Origin of the sequence: Aminomonas paucivorans DSM 12260, assembly GCF_000165795.1 — a bacterium.
In the GTDB taxonomy this organism is placed as follows: domain Bacteria; phylum Synergistota; class Synergistia; order Synergistales; family Synergistaceae; genus Aminomonas; species Aminomonas paucivorans.
In genome coordinates, this window is record NZ_CM001022.1 from 1,365,357 (window position 1) to 1,386,360 (window position 21,004).

Below are 21,004 nucleotides of genomic sequence, written 5' to 3' on the forward strand. Positions count from 1 at the left end.
GGTCATGCCTCCTGTTCCGTCCCTTCGTCTCCCAGGTGGCGGCGGATCTTTTCCTTCACCACCTCGGGGCGGAAGGGTTTGACGATGAAGTCGTTGGCTCCCGAGCGGAGCGCCTTGACCAGGCGGGCCCGGTCTCCGTAGCTGGAGATCACGATGATGGGGGTCTTGGCGTTGCTGGGGGTTCCACGAAACCGGCTGATGAGGGAGAAGCCGTCCATTCCCGGCATCACCAGGTCCGTGAGGAGCAGCCTCGGAGGGGTCGCCAGGGACAGCCGATAGGCTTCGTTTCCGTTGTCCGCCTCCAGCACGGGCAGGTCCATCTCTTTGAGGATGTGCTTGAGCCCCACCCGGATCACCGGGGCATCGTCGGCGATCAGGATCGGCTGACGGGACGCCTCCGTTCCCGTCCCCCCTGCCCCGGGAGGAGTTGTAGGGAGATCCGATCCCTCCGGGGCTTCGGGAAGGGGGCCCGTAGTAGAGGAAAAGCCCAGGGCCTTCTCCAGTTGGGGGGTGGAGGGGGGCAGGGACAGGACGTCGTCGCATCCTGCCATGCGGGCCTTGAGTCGAACCCGCATCTGCTCCCATTCCTCGTCGAAGGCCAGGACGCGACAGGAGGCTCCGTAGGGGAGGTTTCGCAGCACCTGGAGGAAGGGTTCCAGCTCTTGGGGCGGCGTGTCCTTCAGGGAGAAGAGGACCGCGAGCCTCTCCCGGGATTCCAGCACCATTGCCAGGGAGGTCAGATCCGGGAAGGTCTCCGCCTCCAAACCCGCTCCCTTGGCGAAGGAATCCAGGGCGATGCGGACCTTGGAGCGGTTCTCGGGAAACACCAGGGACAACAGCCCCTGGGGAACGGGTTCGGTCATGACGCCCTCCTTTGCGGAAACCCCTTCAGAAAGGGCTGGGGAAGAACCAGATCGCCCAGAGGTTTCCTAGCCCATGATACAGCGTCCCGGGAGCGATGGAGCCGTGGCGTTCCCGAAGCCACCCCATCACCAGGCCGGGGAAGAAGGTGGCCAGGAAGATGGGATAGGGGAAGAGGATCAGGTGGGAGGCCGCGAAGACCAGGCTCGTCAGCGCCACGGCGCAAAGAGGGGAGAGGCGGCGTCGCAGAAGACTCTGGATCCAGCCTCGGTAGAAGGTCTCCTCAATGATTGCCGCCGTCGCCCCGGATAGGGCCCATCTCCAGACCGTCCCCAGATCGGGGTGTCGGGGCAGGGTCTGCCCCGGCCAGTGGAGCGCCAGGAAGGTGAGAGGGATCAGGGTGACCAGCAGGGCGAGGGTCAGGTCCCTTGAAGCGCCGCGGGACCAGGTCCAGCGAAGCCCGTAGCTGCCGGGATCCTCCTTCCGCCAGTGACACCAGAGGTGGGGACCGTAGAGGAAGAGGGCTGCCACTCCGATCTTGGCGAAGTTTTCCACGGGAACTACTGTGCCGCCGCGGGGAAGGGCACGGGGGCGGGAGAAAAAGGCACGATCACAGGCAACGAGGGCAAACGCCGTAAAGGAAGAACTCTAACCGATCCACCTGAGCACCCTCCAGTTCCACCTGGAGCTTCATCTCCTCCGGGAGGCCGACGTCCAGCAGCCTTCCGCAGCGGGTGCAGAGGAAATGCCCATGGGGATGGGTGCCCGGATCGAAGTAGACCCGCTTCTCGTCGATGGAAAGGACCTTCAGGAGTCCCGCGTCCGCCAGGATCTGGGTGGTGCTGTAGATCGTGGCGATGGAGAGGGTGGGGAACTCCTCCTTCACCTCCTGAAAGAGCCGATCCGCCGAGGGGTGGTCCGTCCTCCCCTCCAGCCTCTTCAGGATCGCGATCCTCTGCGCGGTGATCTTTGCCCCCCGGTCTTTCAGGCGGCGGATGCCATCCTCAACGGTCCACATGATCGATCCTCCCGGTGCAAATCGAAATGAATTGATCCTAGACTCTTTCGAGCCCTTTGTACAGAGTCTCCGTCGTCCCTGTTGCTGGGGGGGCGACAAATGCCTATAATGCTGCCGATTGGGGTGTAGCCAAGGGGTAAGGCAGCGGACTTTGGATCCGCCATCGATGGTTCGAATCCATCCACCCCAGCCAGGTCCGTTGTGGGGGAAGCCCTAGGGCTCCCCCCATTTTCCGTGGTCTGGCGCCCCTGGGGTGGCCGGACGGCGGGGAGGAGAGGGTGGTTGCATGGATTTCGGTGACGCCGTAGGGGCCCTGGTCCTGGCTGCGGGCAAAGGGACCCGTCTGAAGAGCGAAACCCCCAAAGCTCTCGTACCCCTTCTGGAGGAGCCCTTGCTTTTCTACCCCCAGGCCAGCCTTCAGGTGCTGGGACTGGCGAGGCGGGCCGTGGTGGTGGGACACCAGGCGGATCGGGTGCGCCAGGTGTTGGCGAACGTGGATCCGGAGGCTGTGCCAGTGGAACAGGTGGAACTGCTGGGAACGGGACATGCGGTCCAGTCCTGCCGGAGCTGGTGGAAGGGGCTGGAGCATCTCCTGATCCTCCCGGTGGATACGCCCCTGCTTCGGCCGGAAACCCTTCGGCTTCTCCTGGAGGAGCATCTTCGGGAGGACAACGGATGCACCGTCCTGAGCTTCACCCCCCCAGATCCCAAGGGCTACGGCCGCATCCTCCGAGGCGTCCGAGGAGTCTCCATCGTGGAGGAACGGGATGCCACGGCGGAGCAGAAGGCCGTGGGAGAGTGCAACAGCGGCATCTACGTCTTCCGCGTCGCCGCTCTGGACGCAGTCCTCCCCCGCCTGGGCCGGGAGAACGCCCAAGGGGAGTACTACCTGACCGACGTCCTGTCCCTTCTGGCCCAGGAGGGCGAAAAGGTGGGGGTCCGCCAAGCGGACGACGACGTGGAGGTCTTCGGCATCAACGACCCCTTCCAGCTTGCGGAGGCCACGGACCATCTCCGCCGGCGGATCCTCTTCCGATGGATGGGCCAGGGACTCAAGTGCGTCGACCCTTCCAGCACCTGGATCGGTCCTCGCGCCCGGTTCGGCGCGGACGTCTGGCTGGAACCCCACGTCCAGATCTGGGGGGCCTCGGAGGTGGGAACCGGTTCCCGGGTGGGGAGCTTTTCCGTCCTGGTGGACAGCACCTTGGGACACGGGAGCGTCCTCCTGGGGCCGGTGCGCCTTCAGCACAGCTGCCTCGGAGCGGAGGTCCAGGTCGGCCCCTTCGCCTACCTTCGGGACGAGACCGTCCTGGCGGACCGGGTCCACGTGGGCCGGTTCGTGGAGATCAAGCGCAGCTCCGTGGGGGAGGGATCCAAGGTCCCTCACCTCACCTACCTGGGAGACGCCACGGTGGGCCGAGGTTCCAACATCGGAGCGGGAACCATCACCTGCAACTACGACGGGGTCCGCAAGAACCCCACGGTGGTGGGGGACGGCTGCTTCATTGGAAGCGATACCATGCTGGTGGCCCCGGTGGAGGTGGGAGACGGAGCCACCACTGCGGCGGGTTCGGTGATCACTCGGGACGTCCCCCCCGGTGCCTTGGGGGTGGGGCGCACGCGACAGAGGAACGTGGAGGGGTGGCGGGACCGTCCCCGGAGGGGTGAAAAGGGAGGCCAAGAAACATGTCCGCAGGATTGAGGGAGATTAAGGTTTTCTCGGGGAGTTCCCATCCCCAGTTCGCGGAGAGCATCTGCATGAACCTGGGGGTTCCCGTGGCAGCCTCCAAGCTGTTCCGGTTCTCCGACGGGGAGATCGGCGTCTCCATCGAGGAGAGCGTCCGGGGGGCGGACGTGTACGTGGTGCAACCCACCTGCGAACCGGTCAACGAGAACCTGATGGAACTGTTGATCATCATCGATGCGTTGGTGCGGGCCTCGGCCTACCGCATCAACGTCGTGACCCCCTATTTCGGGTACGCCCGGCAGGATCGGAAGACCCGCTCCCGGGAGCCCATCACGGCGAAACTGGTGGCGAACCTCCTGGGCAAGGCGGGGACCCACCGGATGATCGCGGCGGACCTCCACGCGGGACAGATCCAGGGGTTCTTCGACATCCCCGTGGATCACCTGACGGGGATCCCCCTGCTGGCCTCTTACTTCCGCAAGTCCCTGAGGGATGACGTCCAGGAGGGGAGGGTGGTGGTGGTGTCTCCGGACATCGGAGGCGTCGTGAGGGCCCGGAGTTTCGCTGGGCACATCAACGCGGACCTGGCCATCGTGGACAAGCGCCGCTCCCACGATGTAGCCAACTTCTCCGAGGTCATGGAGATCATCGGGGACGTCAAGGGCAAGACCGCCATCCTGGTGGACGACATCGTGGACACCGCCGGAACCCTGGTGCACGCCGCCGAGGCCCTCCGGGAGAAGGGGGCGGGGAAGGTCTACGCCTGCGCCACCCACGGGGTGCTCTCCGGCCCTGCGGTGGAGAGGGTGCAGAACTCCGTCATCGAGGAACTGGTCTTCACCGATACCATCCCCATGAAGGAAAGCAAGCGCATCGACCGGATCACCGTCCTGTCCATCGCGCCCCTGTTTGCCGAGGCGATCCGGAGGATCCATTCCGACCACTCGGTAAGTATCCTGTTCCATCAGCGTCCCACACGCTGAAAGCTACGCCCCAAGGAGGCGAGAACGATGCAAGATCGTGCGAAAGTGGTGTTTCGTTCCCGAGAGGAAACCGGAACCGGAGTGTGCCGCAAGCTCCGGGTGGAGGGCCTGATCCCTGCGGTCCTTTACGGCCCCGCGTTTCCCGAAGGCAAGAAAGGTGTGGTGGGCTACAAAGAGGTCCTGCCCGTGGTTTCGAGTTCCCACTGGGAAACCACCATCCTGGAGCTGGACCTGGGAGACGGTCGCCAGGAGATGGCCCTGATGAGGGAGATCCAGCGTCACGCCCTCACCCGCAGCCCCCTGCACATCGACTTTCTTCAGCTGGTGAAGGATCACAAGATCCGCGTGAAGGTTCCGGTGCATCTGGACAACCGGGACACCTGCGCGGGGGTCAAGCTGGGTGGCCTGCTGGAACAGTTCCTCTACGAGCTGGAGGTGGAGGTCCTTCCCCAGGACATTCCCGAGCAGATCCGACTGAACGTCCAGGGTCTGGGCATGAACAAGGAAATCAAGGTCTCCGACGTCCCCCTGCCCCAGGGAGCCACGTGGGTTCAGGATCCGGATTCCGTGGTGGTCTCCCTGGTCCCGCCCAAGGGCGCCGAGGAGGAGGCTCTTCCGGAGGAGGAGCAGGAGATCCAGGTGGTGGCCAAGGGTAAGGCCAAGAAGGAAGGGGAGGCCTAGGCTCCGCAGCCATGAAGCTCGTGGTGGGCCTGGGCAACCCAGGCCCGGAGTATGTCTGGTCCCGACACAACGCCGGCTGGATCGCTCTGGACGGCATCCTGCAGCGCCTCGGAGCGGGGAAACCCAAGCTCCGCTTCGAGGCGTCCTTTTGGGAGGGGCTCCCCTACGAAGGGGAGCGCTGCTCCTTTCTCAAACCCCTGACGTACATGAACCGAAGCGGCCTTTCGGTGCGCGAGGCGGTGCGTTACTTTGACCTGCCTCCTTCCTCCGTCCTGGTCGTCTACGACGACGTCTCCCTGCCCTTCGGCAAGATTCGCCTGCGGGAGCAGGGGAGTGCGGGGGGGCAAAAGGGCATGGTCTCCATCCTGGGCGCCCTGGGGACCCTGGAGGTCCCGCGCCTTCGCATCGGCATCGGCGAGCCTCCGCCCCAGAACGCCCCGGAGGGGCCCAAGAGGGAACTGGCCCCCTGGGTGTTGGGAACCTTCGGCCGCCGGGAACGGGATCTCTGGGACCCCCTTCTGGATCGGTGCCACGAGGCCTTCCGCCTGTGGCTCACCCTGGGTTTTCCCCAGGCCATGAGCCGGGTGAACGACCCGGCCTTCTGCAACCTTCCCGCCACCCCATGAAGGACTCCATAGGAAGCCTTTCCTCCCCCTCGCCCTCCTCTCCTTTCGAGGAGGGGACGACGGGGTACCTCCTTGGGGCCCCCTGCCATCTCCCCGCCCGGGGAGCCGCCCGGGCCTGGGCCTGCGGCTTCCCGGGAGAACGGGTTCTGGCCATCCTTCCCAACTCTCGGGAGCTGTTGGACTACGTTTCGGACTTCGAGGCCCTGTTCCCGGAAGGACGATGTTTCGCCCTCCCGGAGATCCCCCTTCAGGGGGACCAGGAGGAGCGCAAGCCCCTTCTGGTGCACCGAGGGGACCTGGTAGGGGCCTGGCTTCGAGAGGGCGGAACCCTGGCGGCCACCGCATCGGGGATGCTCATGCCCTTTGCCTTTTCCGACGGGACCTTTCGGATCGTCCGAGGGGAGGACGGAGTCCGGGGGAGCCTCCTTTCCTGGCTGGTGGACAAGGGCTACCAGCGGACGGATCTGGTGTGGCTGCCCGGGCAGTATGCCCTTCGGGGGGCTCTGCTGGACCTGCTCCCCCCTGCTTCCTCCGTGGGCGTCCGAGTGGCCTTCGACGACGAAGGGGTGGAGTCCCTCCGCCTCTTCGACCCGGAAACCCAGCGGAGCGTCCGCACCGTGGAGTATCGGGATGTGGGGGCGATCCGAGGAAAGGAATGCCTCGGGTTCCGGGAGCTGCCCCTTCCGGAGGACCTGCGGATCGTCCTGTTCGAACCCGGGGAGGCGGAGCTGGCGGCGGAGAACACCCACTGGCTCTGGGAGCAGCTTCGGGAGGAGGACCCCGCCATGGATTCCTTGGAATCCTGGACGGAATTCCTGCTTCGCTTCTCCTCCCGGGAGATCCACCGGATCTCCGAGAAGGTGGGTGGATCGGGGGAGCGGATTCCCTTGCGCCCCCTTCCCCCCTTCCGTGGGCAGCTTCGGGAGGCGGAGGCCTTCCTCCAGGAGCGGATGCGGGAGGGGGTGGAGGTCCGGTACTACGGCCAGACCACCTTCTTCCGGGAGTGGGCCCGGAACCTGGGGGCCTCCGTGGAGGAACGGATCCTCTCGGAGGGCTTTCTGGACGAGAACCGGCGGGTGCTGTTCCTCTCGGAGCTGGACCTGACGGGAGTGAAGGTGCGGCCTCGCTCCGGCTCCTTTTCCCCTCCCTCCGATTGGGGGGAGGACCTCACCCCGGGGGTGTTGGTTCTCCACGAGGACTACGGGGTGGGGCGCTTCCTGGGTACGGAGCGGATGCCCCTTCACGGAGGGATCCAGGAGTACTTCATTCTGGAGTTCGCGGAGAGCAAACGGCTGCTGTTGCCCTCCTACCAGGAGTCCAAGCTCACCCGGTACGACGGCGTGGGGGGAGAGGACGTGTCCCTGGACTCCCTCCGGCGGGGGCACTGGAAGCGGGTCCTGGAGGAGGCGAAGAAGCGGGCCGCCGAGGCGGCCCAGAAGCTCCTGGAAGCCCAGGCCCGGCGGGAGATCAGCGAGGGCTTCCCCTTCCCCCCCTTGCGGGAGGAGACGGCCCTGCTCCTGGATACCTTCCCCTACCGGGAAACGGAGGATCAGATCCGGGCCTGGGAGGAGATCCGGGAGGACATGGAGCGCCCTGTTCCCATGGACCGGCTGCTGGTGGGGGACGTGGGCTTCGGGAAGACGGAGCTGGCCCTGAGGGCGGCCTTCAAGGCCGCCATGGGGGGAAAACAGGTGGCCCTGATCACCCCCACCACCCTTCTGGCCCACCAGCACGGTCAGACCTTCCGGGATCGTCTGTCTCCCTTCCCCCTTAGGGTGGAGGTCCTCTCTCGCTTTCGCACCGAGGCGGAGCAGAAGGAAGTGCTCGGGGCCCTGGCGGAGGGGAAGGTGGACGTGGTCATCGGCACCCATCGGCTTCTGAGCGGGGACGTGCGGTTCGCCCGCATGGGGCTTCTGATCGTGGACGAGGAGCACCGCTTCGGGGTCCTCCACAAGGAAAAGTGGCGCGCCGCCTTTCCCGCTGCGGACGTGCTTCTCCTCTCCGCCACCCCCATCCCCCGGACCCTGCACCTGGCCCTGGGGGGGTACCGGGACCTCTCCGTCCTGGCCACCCCGCCCCACCACCGCAGGCCCGTGCTCACCGTGGTCTCCCCCTGGTCGGAGAGCCTGGTGCGAGGGGCGGTGTTGCGGGAAAAGGCCCGAGGCGGGCAGGTGTTCTGGGTGCACAACCGCATCCAGAGCATCCACAAGCAGGCCCTCCGGCTTCGGAGGCTCTTCCCCAACCTTCGCCTGGAGGTGGCCCACGGGCGCATGAAGGAACGGGAACTGGAGGAGGTCATGGGGCGTTTCGTGGAGGGCAAGACGGACCTGCTTTTGTGCACCACCATCATCGAAAGCGGTCTGGACCTGCCCCGGGCCAACACCCTGGTGGTGGACGACGCCCACGACCTGGGGCTGGCCCAGCTCCATCAGCTACGGGGACGGGTGGGACGGAGGGAGGAACAGGCCTTCGCCTTTTTCCTCTACCCGGAGAGGGCGGAGCTGTCCCGGGAGGCTCGGGACCGCCTGGAGGCCATCGCGGAGCTGGACGAACTGGGCGGGGGGCTCCAGCTTGCCCGGAGGGATCTGGCCATCCGAGGGGGAGGGGATCTCATGGGCCTGCTCCAGCACGGACACGCCGCCCGCATCGGCTTCGAGCGCTACTGCCAGCTTCTGGAGGAGCAGATCCGCCTTCTGCGGGGGGAATCCCTCGCCCTCCCCCTGGTGGAGTGGAGTTTCCCCGTATCCATCCCCCCCTCCTATCTGGAGGAGGAGAGGCTGCGCGTCCGTCTCTATCGAAGGCTGTCCCGCGTCCGAACCCCCGAGGAGGCGGCTGCCCTGGAGGAGGAACTGACGGATCGTTTCGGGAAGGCGCCCCACGAGGTCAGGCTGCTGTTGGGGGGGACTCGCCTGCGGGTTCTGGGATGGGGCATGGGGGAACGCTTCCGCATCGGCCCCCACCGCATGGAGGCGTGGCTCCTCCCGGGGCTTTCCCTCGATCCTCCCAAGGGGTGGCTGCGGGAGAAGGACGTTTGGGTGGGTCCGGGGGGGCTGGAGGGAGTGGCGAGCCTCTGCTCCTTCTTCGAGGAGAATCGGCGACCCGGGGAACCCCTGCAGGTTTGAGGGCCTGAGGGACGCTTCCTCTGCTACAATACCAGACGATCCACACCCCCTTGTGGGGAGAGAGGGTGACCCCGTGGAAAACGTGAAAGTCCCCTACCAGGGGCTGGAGGGATTGGCGTCCCTTATGGCGAGGTTGCGGAGCCCCGAGGGGTGCCCTTGGGACCGGAAACAGACCTACTCCTCCCTGAGACGGTACATCGTGGAGGAGGCCTTCGAACTGGTGGAGGCCATCGAGGCGGAGGACCGGGAAGGCATCTGCGAGGAATCGGGGGATCTCCTGCTCCAGGTGGTGTTTCTGGCGCAACTGGCCCGGGAAGAGGAGTCCTTCACCCTGGAGGATGTGCTGGAGGGGATCATCGAAAAGCTGGTGGTGCGCCACCCCCACGTCTTCGGAGACGTGATCGCCGAGACCCCCGAAGAGGTCAGCCGAAACTGGGAGATCATCAAATCCCGGAAGCGCCTCGAGGGGGCCAAGGATGACTCTGCCCTGGCGGGAGTCCCTCGCTCCCTCCCCGCCCTGTACCGGGCCCTGCGTCTTCAGGAGCGGGCGGCCAAGGTGGGATTCGACTGGGAACCGGGGGACGAAGCGGTGGTGCTCGCCAAGATCCAGGAGGAAGCGCGGGAGCTGGAAGAAGCCGTCCGCGAGGGGACGCGGGATCAGGCTCTCCTGGAGCTGGGAGACCTCCTCTTCGCCGTGGTGAACCTGGCCCGGAGGCTGGACCTGGATCCGGAGGACGCCCTGCAGAGGTCCTGCGGCAAGTTCTCCCGCCGGTTTCGACGGATCGAAGATTCTCTGAAGGATGAGGGCAGAAAGATGCAGGACTGCCCCCTTGCGGAACTGGACGCTTTGTGGGATCAAGTCAAGAGCCAGGAAGGACCGGGGGAAGCGGGAACGCCCCGGAGTTCCTAAAGGAGGATACGGAAGAATGGAACAGCGTGTGTTGCAGGTGATTCAGGAGCAAATCCGGCCGAACCTCCAGGCCCACGGTGGGGACATCGAGTTCAAGGGGTTCGACGAGGTGGAAGGCGCTGTGACCGTAGCCCTCACGGGAGCTTGCGGCGGATGCCCCTTTGCCCAGGAGACCCTGCGGGTGCAGGTGGAGCAGGTCCTCCGGGCCGCCATCCCGGAGGTCAAATCGGTCCGGCGAGAGGCGTGAGGAAACCCTTTCCCTTGTCTTCCTCTCTGGAGGGGGCCACGGCGGCCCCTGCCCGACGATCCTTGATCCGCAACCTTCGACTCGCCCCTTGGCCGGGGCAGGAGGCCCTGCTTCGCCGTATGGAGGAGGAACTCCCCCTGCGGGCTTTTGCCCGGGGGGAGGACCTGTCGCTTCGGGGCGAGGACGGGGCTCTCCTGGAAAGGGCGCTGGCCTTTCTCCGGGAAGCGGGGCGGAACGCCCGGGAAGGTCGATCCATGGAGGACCCGGAGGTCCGTCATGCCCTTCAGGAGCTGCAAGGGGGAGGTCCGGGACTCCCGGAGGAGCGGGATGCCTCCCAGCTCATCTACACCACCTCCAAGGGCAAGCCTGTTCACGCCTACACCCGGGGACAGCGGGCCTACCTGGAGGCCCTGCGGGAGCATGACGTCACCTTCGCCATCGGTCCTGCGGGAACGGGAAAGACCTATCTGGCGGTGGCCTATGCCCTGTCCTGCCTGAAGGAGGCCCGGATCACCCGCATCGTCCTGGTGCGCCCGGTGGTGGAGGCGGGGGAGCGCCTCGGCTACCTCCCCGGGGATCTCCTGGAGAAGGTGGAACCTTACCTTCGTCCCCTGTACGACGCCTTCTACGACCTGCTGAGCCCGGACCGCTTCCTCCGGCTCATGGACAAGAAGGTCATCGAAATCGTCCCCCTGGCCTACATGCGGGGGAGGACCCTGAACGACAGCTTCATCATCCTCGACGAGGCGCAGAACACCACGCCGGAACAGATGAAGATGTTTCTCACCCGCATGGGGATGGGGTCGAAGGCGGTGGTCACCGGAGACGTAACCCAGGTGGACCTCCCGCAGGGAAAGGAGTCGGGTCTGAGGACGGTGGAGCAGATCCTGTCGGGCATCCCGGGCATCGCCTTCGTGCGCCTTGCCCCCACCGACGTGGTGCGCCACGCCATCGTCCAGAAGATCGTCCAGGCCTATGAAGACTACGAAGGAAGACGACAGTAGCGTCGTCCCGCAACGGGTCCGGGAGGTCCTCCGCTGGTTTCGGCATGGGGATCCCCAGGCGGTGGACCACCGGAGGTTCCGGTGGTCCCTGGCCCTTTTGGCTTCCCTCCTTCTGGTGGGCAACTGGTGGTTCTTCGTGCGCCACAGCGCCTTCCGCGTCGGTTCCCCCGCCCCTCGGACCTACTTCAGCGTCGCTCGCCTCCGCTATTCCGATCCCGCGGAGACCCAGGAAAACCGCCGTTGGGTGGAGGAGCATGTGGATCAGGTGGTGGTCCGCCAACCCGGGTCGGTGGTGCAGATCCAGCGGCGCCTGGAGCTTCTGGAGTCCGCTCCCACGCAGGATTTCCTTTCCCCGGAGCTGCAGTCCCTCCTGAAGGCCTTTCCCGGGAAGGAGAAGGTGCAGCTCCTTCAGCTCACCGTGTCCCTGGGAAGGCGCCTTCTGACCCACCGGGACGGGCGGGTTTCCCTGAGCGAGCAACAGTGGGATCTGGTCAGCGCCCTGCCGGTGCCCCAGGGGCAGAAGAACGTGGTCTTCCAAATCCTCACGGAGGTGTTTTCCAACTCCCTCGCTTCGGACGGGGACGTCACACGACTGGCCAGGCAGGCCTTGGGGGATTCGGTCCGGGCGGCGGAGCGGGATCTCCCGTCGGGGAGAGTCCTGGCCTATCGGGGGCAGGTGGTGACCGACGCCGTGGCCCGGCTTCTTCGGGAAGAGGGGTTCCCCGACGCGAGCTTCTCCTGGTCCCGTCTGGCCTTCGTCTTTTTTGCCGTCCTGGCCTGGGGCTTCTGGCCGGCGTGGCTGGAACGGCGGGAAAAGCTGAATCTGGGGGGGCGGGCCTGGGCCTTCGTCCTCCTCCTGCTGGGGTTGATCTGGGGGATCCAGCTTCTGGCGGCGGGGCGCTACGTGGACACCCTGGGCATCATGGCCCTGGGGGCGTGGTTCTTCCTGGCCTTTCCCAACGCCTTCGCCTTCCATCTGACCCTGGGGGGCGGGGTCCTGGGGGCCCTGCTGGCCTTCAGCCCCACCCCATCCTTTCTGGGACTGCAGACCATCCAGGCGGGGGTGGCTGCGGGGCTGGGGTACCTGCTCTTCAAGGGGCTCAACTCCCGGATGCGGTTGCTGCAGAGCCTTGCCCTCTACGGTCTCTGTCTGGTCGCGGTCTCCTGTTTTCTTCGTTGGGGCTTGGGGATCGTCCTGACGTCCCGAGATGTGGGGCTTTACCTGCTCCTGTGCGCCCTGTGGAGCAGCCTGGTCCTGGCTCTCCTTCCCCTGTGGGAGTCCCTGTTCGACGTGGTTTCCCCGCTGCGTCTCATGGAGCTGAGCAACCCCTCCAACCCGCTTCTGAAGCGGCTTCAGGTGGAGACCCCCGGTACCTACCACCACGTCCTCATGGTGGGGACCTTGGCGGAGGCGGCGGCGGAGGTGCTGGGCCTGGACGGGCTCCTGGTGCGGGCGGGGGCGTACTACCACGACATCGGAAAGCTCCGGCGCCCCAAGTTCTTCGTGGAGAACCAGAACAACGGGGAGAACGTGCACGACCACCTGGCCCCCTCCCTGTCCGCCCTGGTGATCCTCTCCCATGTGAGAGACGGTCTGGAGATCGCGCAGGAGTACGGTCTTCCCAAGGTCCTCCGCAGCTTTATCCCGGAGCACCACGGTACCACCTGCTTGGCCTACTTCTTCCGAAAATCCAAGAACCTGGGAGAATCCCTGCCCGTGGAGCAGTTCTGCTACCCCGGGCCTCGTCCCCGGTCGAAGGAAACCGCCCTGGTGATGCTGGCGGATTCCGTGGAGGCGGCGGTGAAGGCGTCCACGACCAGGGCCGAGAACCCGGAGGACCTCCGAGAGCTGGTGGCGGAAGTGATCCAGTCGAAGATTGCGAGCCACCAGCTGGATCACGTGGATTTCTCCCTTCGGGATCTGACGGTCATCCGGGAGACCTTCCTGGAAATTCTCCGATCCATGCGCCACTCTCGAACTGTCCGTGCCCTGGGCGGATCGGGGGAGGAGCCGCAAAAAGCAGACGCGACGCAGGAGAAGGTCCCGGATGAGGAGGGGAAACAAGGGTGAAGGTGGTGCTGAATTGGGGGGCTTCCTTGCCTCCCGAACCCTTTGCGGGGGAAGAAGGAGAGGCGCTTCAGGATCGAATCCGATGCGTCTGGGCTCGGCTGCTCCTGGCAGAGGGGACCCTGCCCTCGGGGGAAGAAACGCGGGAGGCGGAGGTGTCCGTCTCCTTCGTGGACCCAAATTCCATGGCGGAGCTGAACCGGACCTACCGCCAGGTGGAGGGGCCCACGGACGTGCTCTCCTTCCCCCTCTGGGAGGAAGAGGGGCGTTTCTGCCCTCCCCCGTGGGAGGTCCTGCCCCTGGGGGACGTGGTGATCTGCCCCGATCAGGTCCAGCCCCAGGAGGGCGGGGGATCCAAGGAACGACAGATGCTTCTGGTGCTTCACCACGGCTTTCTGCACCTCCTGGGGTGGGATCACGACACCCCGCAGAAGGAACAGGACATGTGGGAGTTGCAGGAACGCATGGTTTCTGACACCCTGGAGGGGAACTTCGCGTCTTGGGCGCACTCGTGACAGACGGAAACCGGAGAATCGTGGAACCGAACGAAAGAGGGAGTGGAACGTGAGCGAAGACATCGTAGGTAGTACCGGGTTCTTACTGGTCCTTTTGATCCTTTCCTTCTTCTTCAGCGGCACCGAAACCTCCATCACCGCCGTGGGCAGGGGCAAGCTCCTTGCCTTAAGCGACCTCCACCCTCCTCGACGGGGACTGCTCTCCTGGCTTTTGGGGAACACCCAGAGGGCCCTCACGGTGACCCTGGTGGGCAACAACCTGGTCAACATCGCCGCCAGCTCCCTGGCCACCTCCCTGGCCATCGCCTTCTTCGGGCAGCGGGGCCTTCTCCTGGCGGTGATCCTCATGACGGCGGTCATCGTGGTGTTCTGCGAGATCCTCCCCAAGACCCTGGCCATCGCCTATCCGGAGAAGGCCCTTCTCCTGATGCTCCCTGCTCTTCGGGGGGTGGCGTTTCTCCTGGCCCCCCTGGTCCTCCTCACCCAGGCGGTCATCCGGGGGTTGGGGCGCCTGATGGGGATCCCCCTGGAAAACCGGGGGGCCTTCGTCACCCGCCAGGAGATCGACCATCTGGTGAAGGAGAGCGGAGCCAGCGGCGCCCTGGAGGAAGAGGAACGCAAGATGATCCACGGGATCATCGCCTTCGAAGAGACCCGGGTGTCGGAGATCATGGTCCCCCGAACGGACATGACCGCCCTGCCCTCCTCCTGCTCCGTACGCAGCGCCATCGAGGCCTTTCGGGAGAGCGGCCATTCCCGCATGCCCCTCTTCGACGGGGACCTGGACCACATCGACGGGGTGCTCTACGTGAAGGATCTTCTCCAGTGCCTCTCCTCCGGGGACGTGGACAAACCCGTGGCGCCCTTCCAGCGCAAGTCCCTCTTCGTGCCCGAAACCATGAAGATCGCCGAACTCTTCGACCTCATGAAGAAGGCCCGGGTGCACATGGCCATCGTGGTGGACGAATACGGGGGCACCGCGGGGCTTTTGACCCTGGAGGACCTGCTGGAGGAGATCGTGGGGGAGATTCAGGACGAGTACGACGAGGAGGTCCCTCCGGTCCAGAAGGAAGCGGACGGTTCCTACGTGGTCCAGGGGCAGGTCCACCTGGAGGACCTGTCCGACGCCCTGGGGTATCCCTTCGAGGCGGAGGATGTGGACACCGTGGGGGGCTTGGCCCTCTCCCTCTTCGGAGGGTTCCCCAAGTCGGGACAGGAAGTGACGGAGGGACCTTGGCGGATTCAGGCCCTGGACGTGAAGAACCATCGGGTGCTCCAGGTCCGGTTCAGTCCCTGCGGGGACGACTCGCAGCATTTCGAGGAGTGATGGTTTTGGCTCTCAAGGAGATCGAAGAAGTGCTGGAAACCCTTTGGGAAGAGGCGGGGAAAGCCCGATCGCGAGCCTATGTGCCCTATTCCGGCTTTGCCGTGGGGGCGGCGCTGTACACCGCAAGCGGGCAGATCTTCACCGGGTGCAACGTGGAAAACGGCAGCTATGGGCTGACCCAGTGCGCCGAGCGGGTGGCCCTGGGCGTCCTGACGTCCCAGGGGGGGGATCAGGCGGTGGCTCTGGCGGTCCAGGGACCCCCAGGGCGAAGCTGCTCTCCCTGCGGTGCCTGTCGGCAGGTCCTGCTGGAGCACAACCCGAAACTGCGGGTCTGGTTCTGGTGGGAGGGCCGACGGGTGGAACGGAGCATCCCGGAGCTTCTTCCCGAAGCCTTCCTGCTGGAGGATTGACGTGGAGCCTTCTAACGGCAAGCCCTTCCGCTCCGGCTGCGTCGCCCTCCTGGGGCGCCCCAACGTGGGCAAGTCCTCCCTGGCCAACGCCCTGGTGGGGGTGAAGATCGCCGCAGTTTCCCCCAAGGCCCAGACCACCCGCCAGGTGGTTCGGGGGATCGTCCAGACCCCGGAAGCCCAGATCGTCCTGGTGGACACGCCGGGGGTTCACGAGCCGAGGCACGAGCTGGGACGCTTCATGATCCGCCAGATCCGGGAGGCTCTGGAGGAGGTGGTGGGCATCTGCTTCCTCGTGGAGGCTACGGACCAGCGCCTCTCCTCCCTGGACCGGCGCATCCTGGAGTGGATTCGGGAGGCCAAGCGCCCCACAGCTCTGGTGGTGAACAAGGTCGATCTGCTGAAGTCCCCCGAGGCCCTCTGGAAGGTGGTGGCCCTCTACCAGGACGCCTACCCCTTTGAGGAGATCATCCCCCTCTCCGCGACTCGGGGCTCCAACCTGGACGTGCTCCTGGAAAGGATGACCTCCTGGCTTCCCGAGTCGGAGCCCCTGTTCCCCGAGGACCTGCTCATGGACCGGACGGAACGTTTCCTGGCGGGGGAGATCATCCGGGAGAAGGTCTTCCTGGAGACGGAACAGGAGGTTCCCCACAGCGTGGCGGTGCTGGTGGAGTCCTTCAAGAGCCCCGACGAGTATCCGGACCGCAAGCGCCTTTCCATCCGGGCCAGCATCGTGGTGGAGAAGGAGGGGCAGAAGATCATCCTCATCGGATCGCAGGGGGCGAAGATCCGCCAGATCCGCCTGGCGGCGGAAGAGGAACTGGAAAGCACCTTCGGCCACCCCGTGAATCTGGACTTGTGGGTCAAGGTACGCCCCCATTGGCGGCGGTCCGAGCAGGGGCTGCGGCAGATGGGGTACGGGGATTCGTGAACCCCTCGCCCCCTCCTGCGACGAAGGGGGGCCCCCCGACCCGTGCCCTCCTTCTTTGACGCCTCCCGGGATTGCGGCGACGCTCCCGCAAGACAGGGGTACTGGTCCGCCTCCGGAGTGGTCTTGCGACGCCGGGAGGACCCGCACGAGGGATTCCGCCTTCTGGCCTTCCTCAAGGGGACGGGGCTCTGCTGGGTGAACGCTCCCTGGGCGGCCCGGGGACGTCGGAGGTTCGGCGCGGCCACGGAGCCCCTCTCCTGGGGGGAATACCGGTTCTACCAGAGCCCCAGACGCACCACCCTCCAGGATGCCCGGCTCGTGGACTCCTACCTGTCCCTGCACCGGGACGCGGAGTCCTTTCGGGAGGCCCTGGAGGCCTGCCTTTGGCTCTCCCGTCTCCCCCTGGGCATCCCGGGAGACGAGGTGCTGGGCCTGTTCTGGAGTCACTTCCGGGCCCTGACCCTTCCCCTGGTGAGGCCTCCCCTGCGGGTTCGTTTTCTCTACCGCTGGTTGCGGGTCCAGGGCAGCGCCCCGGAGCTGCGCCGCTGCTCCCGATGCGGCGAGCCCCTCAGGGGCTCCCTCGCCTGGGGCCGATGGGGGTTGGAATGCTGTGCCGGGAGGGCGGAGGTGCCCCCGGATTTCTTGCAGGACCTGTGCCGTGCTGCTATGCTTGCCCGTGAACCGTTCGTTGAATGGGTAAAAACCCGCTACCCAGGCGGGTTGAGCCCCTCCGACAGGGCACGGTGGAAAGAGGCGGAAGGGTGGCTCCAGGGTTTTTTCCCTGAGGGCCGATCCCTGTTCCAGAAGGGGGAAGGTTCTTGAACTTTCAGGAGATCGTGATGCGGTTGGAGCGTTTCTGGGCGGAACAGGGGTGCATCATCCAGCAGCCCTACGACATCGAGGTGGGAGCGGGAACCATGAACCCCGCCACCACCCTGCGCGTCCTGGGACCGGAGCCCTGGCGGGTGGCCTACGTGGAACCCTCCCGCAGGCCCACCGACGGACGCTACGGAGAAAACCCGAACCGCCTCCAACACTACTATCAGTATCAGGTGATCATGCAGCCCGCCCCGGAGGAGATCCAGGAGATCTATCTGGACAGCCTGCGGGCCCTGGGCATCGACCCGGCGGAGCACGACATCCGCTTCGTGGAGGACGACTGGGAATCCCCCACCATCGGGGCCTGGGGGCTGGGATGGGAGGTCTGGCTGGACGGCATGGAGGTCACCCAGTTCACTTACTTCCAGCAGGTGGGGGGCATCGACATGGAGTCCGTGCCTGCGGAAATCACCTACGGGCTGGAACGGATCGCCATGTTCGTCCAGAAGGTGGACAACGTCTACGACCTCCAGTGGGTGGGGGACGTGAAGTACGGGGACGTCCACCATCGGGGAGAGGTGGAACACTCCACCTACAACTTCGACGTCTCCGATGCGGCACGGCTCTTCGAGCTGTTCTCCCACTACGAGCAGGAGGCAAGGCACATCCTGGACGCGGGCCTGGTCCTGCCCGCCTACGATTACGTCCTGAAGTGCTCCCACACCTTCAATCTCCTGGATGCACGCAGCGCCATCAGCGTCACGGAGAGGACCGGGTACATCGGCCGGGTGCGGGCCCTCGCCGGGGCCTGCTGCAAGGCCTACGCCGCCCAGCGGGAGGCCATGGGGTACCCCCTGATGGACCGCTTCCGCTTCGCGGATCAAGAGAACAGGGGGAGTCGGCGATGAACCGGGACGACAGGGCACGAGACCTTCTCTTCGAGATCGGGACGGAGGAGATCCCTGCGGGCTTCCTCTCCTGGGGGCTGGAGGAGATCCGCCGCCTGGGGGAGGAGGAGCTTCAGGCCGCCCGGATCCCTCACGGGGGCATCCTCTCCTACGGCACCCCCCGGCGTCTGACCCTATACGTCCGGTCCCTGGCCTCCCGGCAGGAGGACCTGGTGGAGACGGTGAAGGGGCCCCTATGGGCGCAGGCCTTCGACCCCAACGGGCACCCCACCAAGGCGGCGGCGGGCTTTGCCAGAAGCCGGCAGATCCCCGTGGAGGACCTCCAGATGCGGGAGGTGGACGGGGTCCCCTACGCCTTCGCGGTGCTCAAGCAGGAGGGACAGGAGACGGAATCCCTGATCCCGGAGGTGCTCCAGCGGATCCTCAAGCGCCTCGTATTCCCCAAGAACATGTACTGGCAGGACCCCACAGTGCGCTTCGCCCGCCCCATCCGCTGGCTGGTGGCCCTCTGGGGGGATCAGATCGTCCCGGTGACCTTGGGGGAGGTGCACAGCGACCGGTTCACCCGGGGACACCGCTTCCTGGGCAAGCGCAACCTGGAGATCCGGGAGGCCAAGGACTATCTGGAGGCGCTCTTCGACGAGTTCGTCCTGGCGGACCCCCAGAAGCGCCGGGAAAAGATGCTCTCCGGCATCGCCTCCCTGGAGAAGGACATGGGGGCGGGGGCGGATCTGGACCCGGACCTGGTGGAGGAAAACCTCAACCTGGTGGAGTACCCGGTCCCCTTCTTCGGCTCCTTCGACCCCTCCTTCCTGGACATCCCCTCGGAGGTCCTGGTGACCACCATGAAGAAGCACCAGCGCTACTTCCCCGTCCGGGACCGTTCGGGGAAGCTCTGTCCCTTCTTCGTGGGGGTCAGCAACAACCAGGCCACCCGGATGCAGGTGGTGCGGGAAGGGAACGAACGGGTCCTCAGGGCGCGCCTCTCGGATGCGGCGTTCTTCTGGGCGGAAGACCAGAAGGCCGGCCTCTCCAGCCGGGTGGAAGGGCTGAAGACGGTTCTCTACCAGGAACGCCTCGGTTCGGTGCACCAGAAGTCCGAGCGGGCCCGAACCTTGGCCATCTGGCTGGTGGAGTCCCTGGGGCTGGGGGAGATCCGTTCCCTGGTGGACCGGGCGGCGTTCCTCGCCAAGGCGGATCTCCTCACGAACATGGTGTACGAGTTCCCGGAGCTGCAGGGAGTCATGGGAAGGGAGTACGCCCGGCGGGAGGGAGAACCGGATCGCGTGGCCCTGGCCCTGCACGAACAGTACCTTCCCCGTTTCGCCGGGGACCGGCTACCCACCGACGCGGTGGGTGCCCTGGTGGGTCTGGCGGATCGGGCGGACACCCTTGTGGCCATCCACCACGTGGGCCTGGAGCCCACGGGTTCCCAGGACCCCTACGGCCTGCGCCGGGCTTCCCGGTGCATCGACGAGATCCTCTGGGGTCTGGAGCTGGACGTGCCCGTGGTGGACCTCTTCGCCAAGGCCGGGGCAAATCTGGGGGCATCTCCCGAGACCCTGCAGGCGGTGGGGGATTTCTTCCAGCAGCGCCAGCTGGTGCAGCTGCGGGAGAAGGGCTACGGTCACGGCATGGTTTCCCTGGCCCTCCAGTGCGTGGGACACCGGCCCCTCCAGACCCTTCGGCTCCTCCAGGTGCTGGAGGAACTCAAGGGGGAGGCTTGGTTCGCCTCCCTGGTCACCGCAGCGGTGCGGGTGCGGAACATCCTGGCCAAAACCCCCGAAGGGGGCGACCTGGACCCCTCCACCCTGACCTGTGACGCGGAACGGGGACTGCTGGCCGCCCTGACGGAGTGCGGTCCCCTGGTTCGAGAGGCCGTGGCCCGATACGAGTGGCGCGAGGTGGCCCAGCTGCTCCTCCGTCTGGAAGGGCCCGTGACCCGGTTCTTTGACGACGTGCTCGTCATGGACCCGGACGAGAAGGTCCGCACCAACCGGCTCGGTCTGCTCCGCCGGGCGCAGGATCTCTTCGACGCCATCGGGGATTTCTCCTACCTGAAGAACGAGGTGAAGCCATGACCGTGGAACTCTACGTGGTGTCCGATTTCACCGGAGAGACCGCCGAACACGTCGCCCGGGCGGCGGCCAGCCAGTTCGGTCCCGAGGCGGCCAAGCTGGTGCGCTTCCGCTATGTGAACAACGAGGAAAAGGGCATGGAGATCCTTCGTACCGCCAAGGAACTCAACGCCGTCCTCATCTGCACCCTGGTGGACCACTCCTTGAGGAAGTGGTTCGTCCGGAAGGCCACGGAGGAAGGGCTGGACCTGGTGGATATCCTGGGGCCCATCCTGGACATCCTGGGGCGCCGTCTGGACCGCCCGCCCCTGGAGACGCCGGGGCTGCTGCGCCGGATGGACGAAGAGTACTTCCGTCGGGTCAAGGCCATCGAATTTGCCATCAAGTGCGACGACGGCCGCTCCCCCGAATTCCTGGACCAGGCGGACCTGGTGGTCATCGGGGTCTCCCGGACCAGCAAGACCCCCCTGTCCATGTACCTGGCCCACAAGGGCATCATGGCGGCCAACATCCCCCTGGTGCCCGAGGCGGATCCTCCTCAGGAACTCTTCTCCCTGCCTCCGGAGAAGGTGGTGGGACTGGTCATCGCCCCGGAAAAACTCGTCCAGATCCGCAAGGAGCGGCTGCGGGTCCTGGGATTGGATGCGGAGGTCTCCAACTACGCCCAGTGGGAGCGGGTGCAGGAGGAGCTGGATTTTGCCAAGAACATCATGAGACGCACCGGATGCCGGACCTTCGAGGTCACCAACCGGGCCATCGAGGAAACGGCCCAGGAGATCCTGGACTGCCTGAGGCGGTAGGCAGGGACCCGA

The 21,004-nt window shown here is 65.8% G+C and carries 20 protein-coding genes and 1 tRNA gene; 18 read left to right on the forward strand and 3 right to left on the reverse strand.

The features are described from left to right. Window positions 1–2: 2 nt before the first annotated feature. The 3 genes from APAU_RS06375 to APAU_RS06385 are packed head-to-tail and all read right to left on the reverse strand — an operon-like array spanning window position 3 to window position 1,879. Complete coding sequence (locus APAU_RS06375; RefSeq protein ID WP_006300906.1) at window positions 3–863, reverse strand: response regulator; 861 nt, start codon at window positions 861–863, stop codon at window positions 3–5. A gap of 25 nt (window positions 864–888) precedes the next feature. Then, window positions 889–1,416: a Synerg-CTERM system glutamic-type intramembrane protease MrtS gene (gene mrtS / locus APAU_RS06380; RefSeq protein WP_006300907.1), complete on the reverse strand. Its 528-nt coding sequence runs from the start codon at window positions 1,414–1,416 to the stop codon at window positions 889–891. 55 nt (window positions 1,417–1,471) lie between these two features. Beyond that, window positions 1,472–1,879 carry a Fur family transcriptional regulator gene (locus tag APAU_RS06385; protein ID WP_006300908.1) on the reverse strand — a complete coding sequence of 136 codons (408 nt, stop codon included), beginning with the start codon at window positions 1,877–1,879 and terminating at the stop codon, window positions 1,472–1,474. 119 nt (window positions 1,880–1,998) lie between these two features. On the opposite strand from APAU_RS06385, the gene APAU_RS06390 reads away from it, so the two are divergent. The 18 genes from APAU_RS06390 to APAU_RS06475 all read left to right on the forward strand — a co-directional run bounded on the left by APAU_RS06390 (window position 1,999) and on the right by APAU_RS06475 (window position 20,992). After that, window positions 1,999–2,072 (forward strand) — tRNA-Gln (locus tag APAU_RS06390). Window positions 2,073–2,165: 93 nt separating this feature from the next. Continuing rightward, window positions 2,166–3,581, forward strand: a complete 1,416-nt coding sequence (gene glmU, locus APAU_RS06395; RefSeq protein WP_006300909.1) for a bifunctional UDP-N-acetylglucosamine diphosphorylase/glucosamine-1-phosphate N-acetyltransferase GlmU — start codon at window positions 2,166–2,168, stop codon at window positions 3,579–3,581. Beyond that, window positions 3,566–4,549, forward strand: coding sequence for a ribose-phosphate diphosphokinase (locus tag APAU_RS06400; protein ID WP_006300910.1), 984 nt, complete (start codon window positions 3,566–3,568; stop codon window positions 4,547–4,549). Before glmU ends, APAU_RS06400 begins: the two co-directional genes overlap by 16 nt. Window positions 4,550–4,576: 27 nt before the next feature. Continuing rightward, complete coding sequence (locus APAU_RS06405) at window positions 4,577–5,230, forward strand: 50S ribosomal protein L25 (RefSeq protein ID WP_006300911.1); 654 nt, start codon at window positions 4,577–4,579, stop codon at window positions 5,228–5,230. Window positions 5,231–5,241: 11 nt separating this feature from the next. Beyond that, on the forward strand, window positions 5,242–5,856 hold the full coding sequence (gene pth, locus APAU_RS06410) for an aminoacyl-tRNA hydrolase (protein ID WP_006300912.1): 615 nt from the start codon (window positions 5,242–5,244) through the stop codon (window positions 5,854–5,856). After that, the gene (locus APAU_RS06415; RefSeq protein WP_006300913.1) at window positions 5,853–8,978 is read left to right on the forward strand and encodes a DEAD/DEAH box helicase; all 3,126 of its coding nucleotides are present in this window, start codon (window positions 5,853–5,855) and stop codon (window positions 8,976–8,978) included. Before pth ends, APAU_RS06415 begins: the two co-directional genes overlap by 4 nt. A 73-nt stretch (window positions 8,979–9,051) precedes the next feature. Then, window positions 9,052–9,888, forward strand: coding sequence for a nucleoside triphosphate pyrophosphohydrolase (gene mazG, locus APAU_RS06420; protein ID WP_006300914.1), 837 nt, complete (start codon window positions 9,052–9,054; stop codon window positions 9,886–9,888). A 16-nt stretch (window positions 9,889–9,904) separates the two neighbouring features. Beyond that, complete coding sequence (locus tag APAU_RS06425) at window positions 9,905–10,135, forward strand: NifU family protein (RefSeq protein WP_006300915.1); 231 nt, start codon at window positions 9,905–9,907, stop codon at window positions 10,133–10,135. Continuing rightward, window positions 10,132–11,139, forward strand: a complete 1,008-nt coding sequence (locus APAU_RS06430) for a PhoH family protein (RefSeq protein ID WP_006300916.1) — start codon at window positions 10,132–10,134, stop codon at window positions 11,137–11,139. The genes APAU_RS06425 and APAU_RS06430 overlap by 4 nt, the downstream gene beginning before the upstream one ends. Next, window positions 11,111–13,210: an HD family phosphohydrolase gene (locus tag APAU_RS06435; protein ID WP_006300917.1), complete on the forward strand. Its 2,100-nt coding sequence runs from the start codon at window positions 11,111–11,113 to the stop codon at window positions 13,208–13,210. The genes APAU_RS06430 and APAU_RS06435 overlap by 29 nt, the downstream gene beginning before the upstream one ends. After that, window positions 13,207–13,722, forward strand: a complete 516-nt coding sequence (ybeY, locus tag APAU_RS12555) for an rRNA maturation RNase YbeY (RefSeq protein ID WP_006300918.1) — start codon at window positions 13,207–13,209, stop codon at window positions 13,720–13,722. Before APAU_RS06435 ends, ybeY begins: the two co-directional genes overlap by 4 nt. Before the next feature lie 94 nt (window positions 13,723–13,816). After that, window positions 13,817–15,049, forward strand: a complete 1,233-nt coding sequence (locus APAU_RS06445; RefSeq protein ID WP_232207694.1) for a hemolysin family protein — start codon at window positions 13,817–13,819, stop codon at window positions 15,047–15,049. Continuing rightward, window positions 15,049–15,459 (forward strand): cytidine deaminase, encoded by a 411-nt coding sequence (locus tag APAU_RS06450; protein ID WP_006300920.1) that lies wholly within the window; start codon window positions 15,049–15,051, stop codon window positions 15,457–15,459. Before APAU_RS06445 ends, APAU_RS06450 begins: the two co-directional genes overlap by 1 nt. Window position 15,460: 1 nt before the next feature. Then, window positions 15,461–16,387: a GTPase Era gene (gene era, locus APAU_RS06455; protein WP_006300921.1), complete on the forward strand. Its 927-nt coding sequence runs from the start codon at window positions 15,461–15,463 to the stop codon at window positions 16,385–16,387. 42 nt (window positions 16,388–16,429) lie between these two features. Then, entirely contained in the window at window positions 16,430–17,209 is a 780-nt protein-coding gene (gene recO, locus APAU_RS12560) for a DNA repair protein RecO (protein WP_006300922.1), read from the forward strand. After that, window positions 17,206–18,114, forward strand: coding sequence for a glycine--tRNA ligase subunit alpha (glyQ, locus tag APAU_RS06465; protein ID WP_006300923.1), 909 nt, complete (start codon window positions 17,206–17,208; stop codon window positions 18,112–18,114). The genes recO and glyQ overlap by 4 nt, the downstream gene beginning before the upstream one ends. Continuing rightward, window positions 18,111–20,195, forward strand: coding sequence for a glycine--tRNA ligase subunit beta (gene glyS / locus APAU_RS06470; protein WP_006300924.1), 2,085 nt, complete (start codon window positions 18,111–18,113; stop codon window positions 20,193–20,195). The genes glyQ and glyS overlap by 4 nt, the downstream gene beginning before the upstream one ends. After that, on the forward strand, window positions 20,192–20,992 hold the full coding sequence (locus APAU_RS06475) for a pyruvate, water dikinase regulatory protein (protein WP_006300925.1): 801 nt from the start codon (window positions 20,192–20,194) through the stop codon (window positions 20,990–20,992). The genes glyS and APAU_RS06475 overlap by 4 nt, the downstream gene beginning before the upstream one ends. Window positions 20,993–21,004 lie beyond the last annotated feature (12 nt).

Coding starts and splice junctions, on each gene's coding strand:
- APAU_RS06375 (WP_006300906.1), bottom strand. CDS start 863: ATGACCGAACCCGTTCCCCAGGGGCTGTTGTCCCTGGTGTTTCCCGAG.
- APAU_RS06385 (WP_006300908.1), bottom strand. CDS start 1,879: ATGTGGACCGTTGAGGATGGCATCCGCCGCCTGAAAGACCGGGGGGCA.
- glmU (WP_006300909.1), top strand. CDS start 2,166: ATGGATTTCGGTGACGCCGTAGGGGCCCTGGTCCTGGCTGCGGGCAAA.
- APAU_RS06400 (WP_006300910.1), top strand. CDS start 3,566: ATGTCCGCAGGATTGAGGGAGATTAAGGTTTTCTCGGGGAGTTCCCAT.
- APAU_RS06405 (WP_006300911.1), top strand. CDS start 4,577: ATGCAAGATCGTGCGAAAGTGGTGTTTCGTTCCCGAGAGGAAACCGGA.
- pth (WP_006300912.1), top strand. CDS start 5,242: ATGAAGCTCGTGGTGGGCCTGGGCAACCCAGGCCCGGAGTATGTCTGG.
- APAU_RS06415 (WP_006300913.1), top strand. CDS start 5,853: ATGAAGGACTCCATAGGAAGCCTTTCCTCCCCCTCGCCCTCCTCTCCT.
- APAU_RS06425 (WP_006300915.1), top strand. CDS start 9,905: ATGGAACAGCGTGTGTTGCAGGTGATTCAGGAGCAAATCCGGCCGAAC.
- APAU_RS06435 (WP_006300917.1), top strand. CDS start 11,111: ATGAAGACTACGAAGGAAGACGACAGTAGCGTCGTCCCGCAACGGGTC.
- APAU_RS06450 (WP_006300920.1), top strand. CDS start 15,049: ATGGTTTTGGCTCTCAAGGAGATCGAAGAAGTGCTGGAAACCCTTTGG.
- glyS (WP_006300924.1), top strand. CDS start 18,111: ATGAACCGGGACGACAGGGCACGAGACCTTCTCTTCGAGATCGGGACG.
- APAU_RS06475 (WP_006300925.1), top strand. CDS start 20,192: ATGACCGTGGAACTCTACGTGGTGTCCGATTTCACCGGAGAGACCGCC.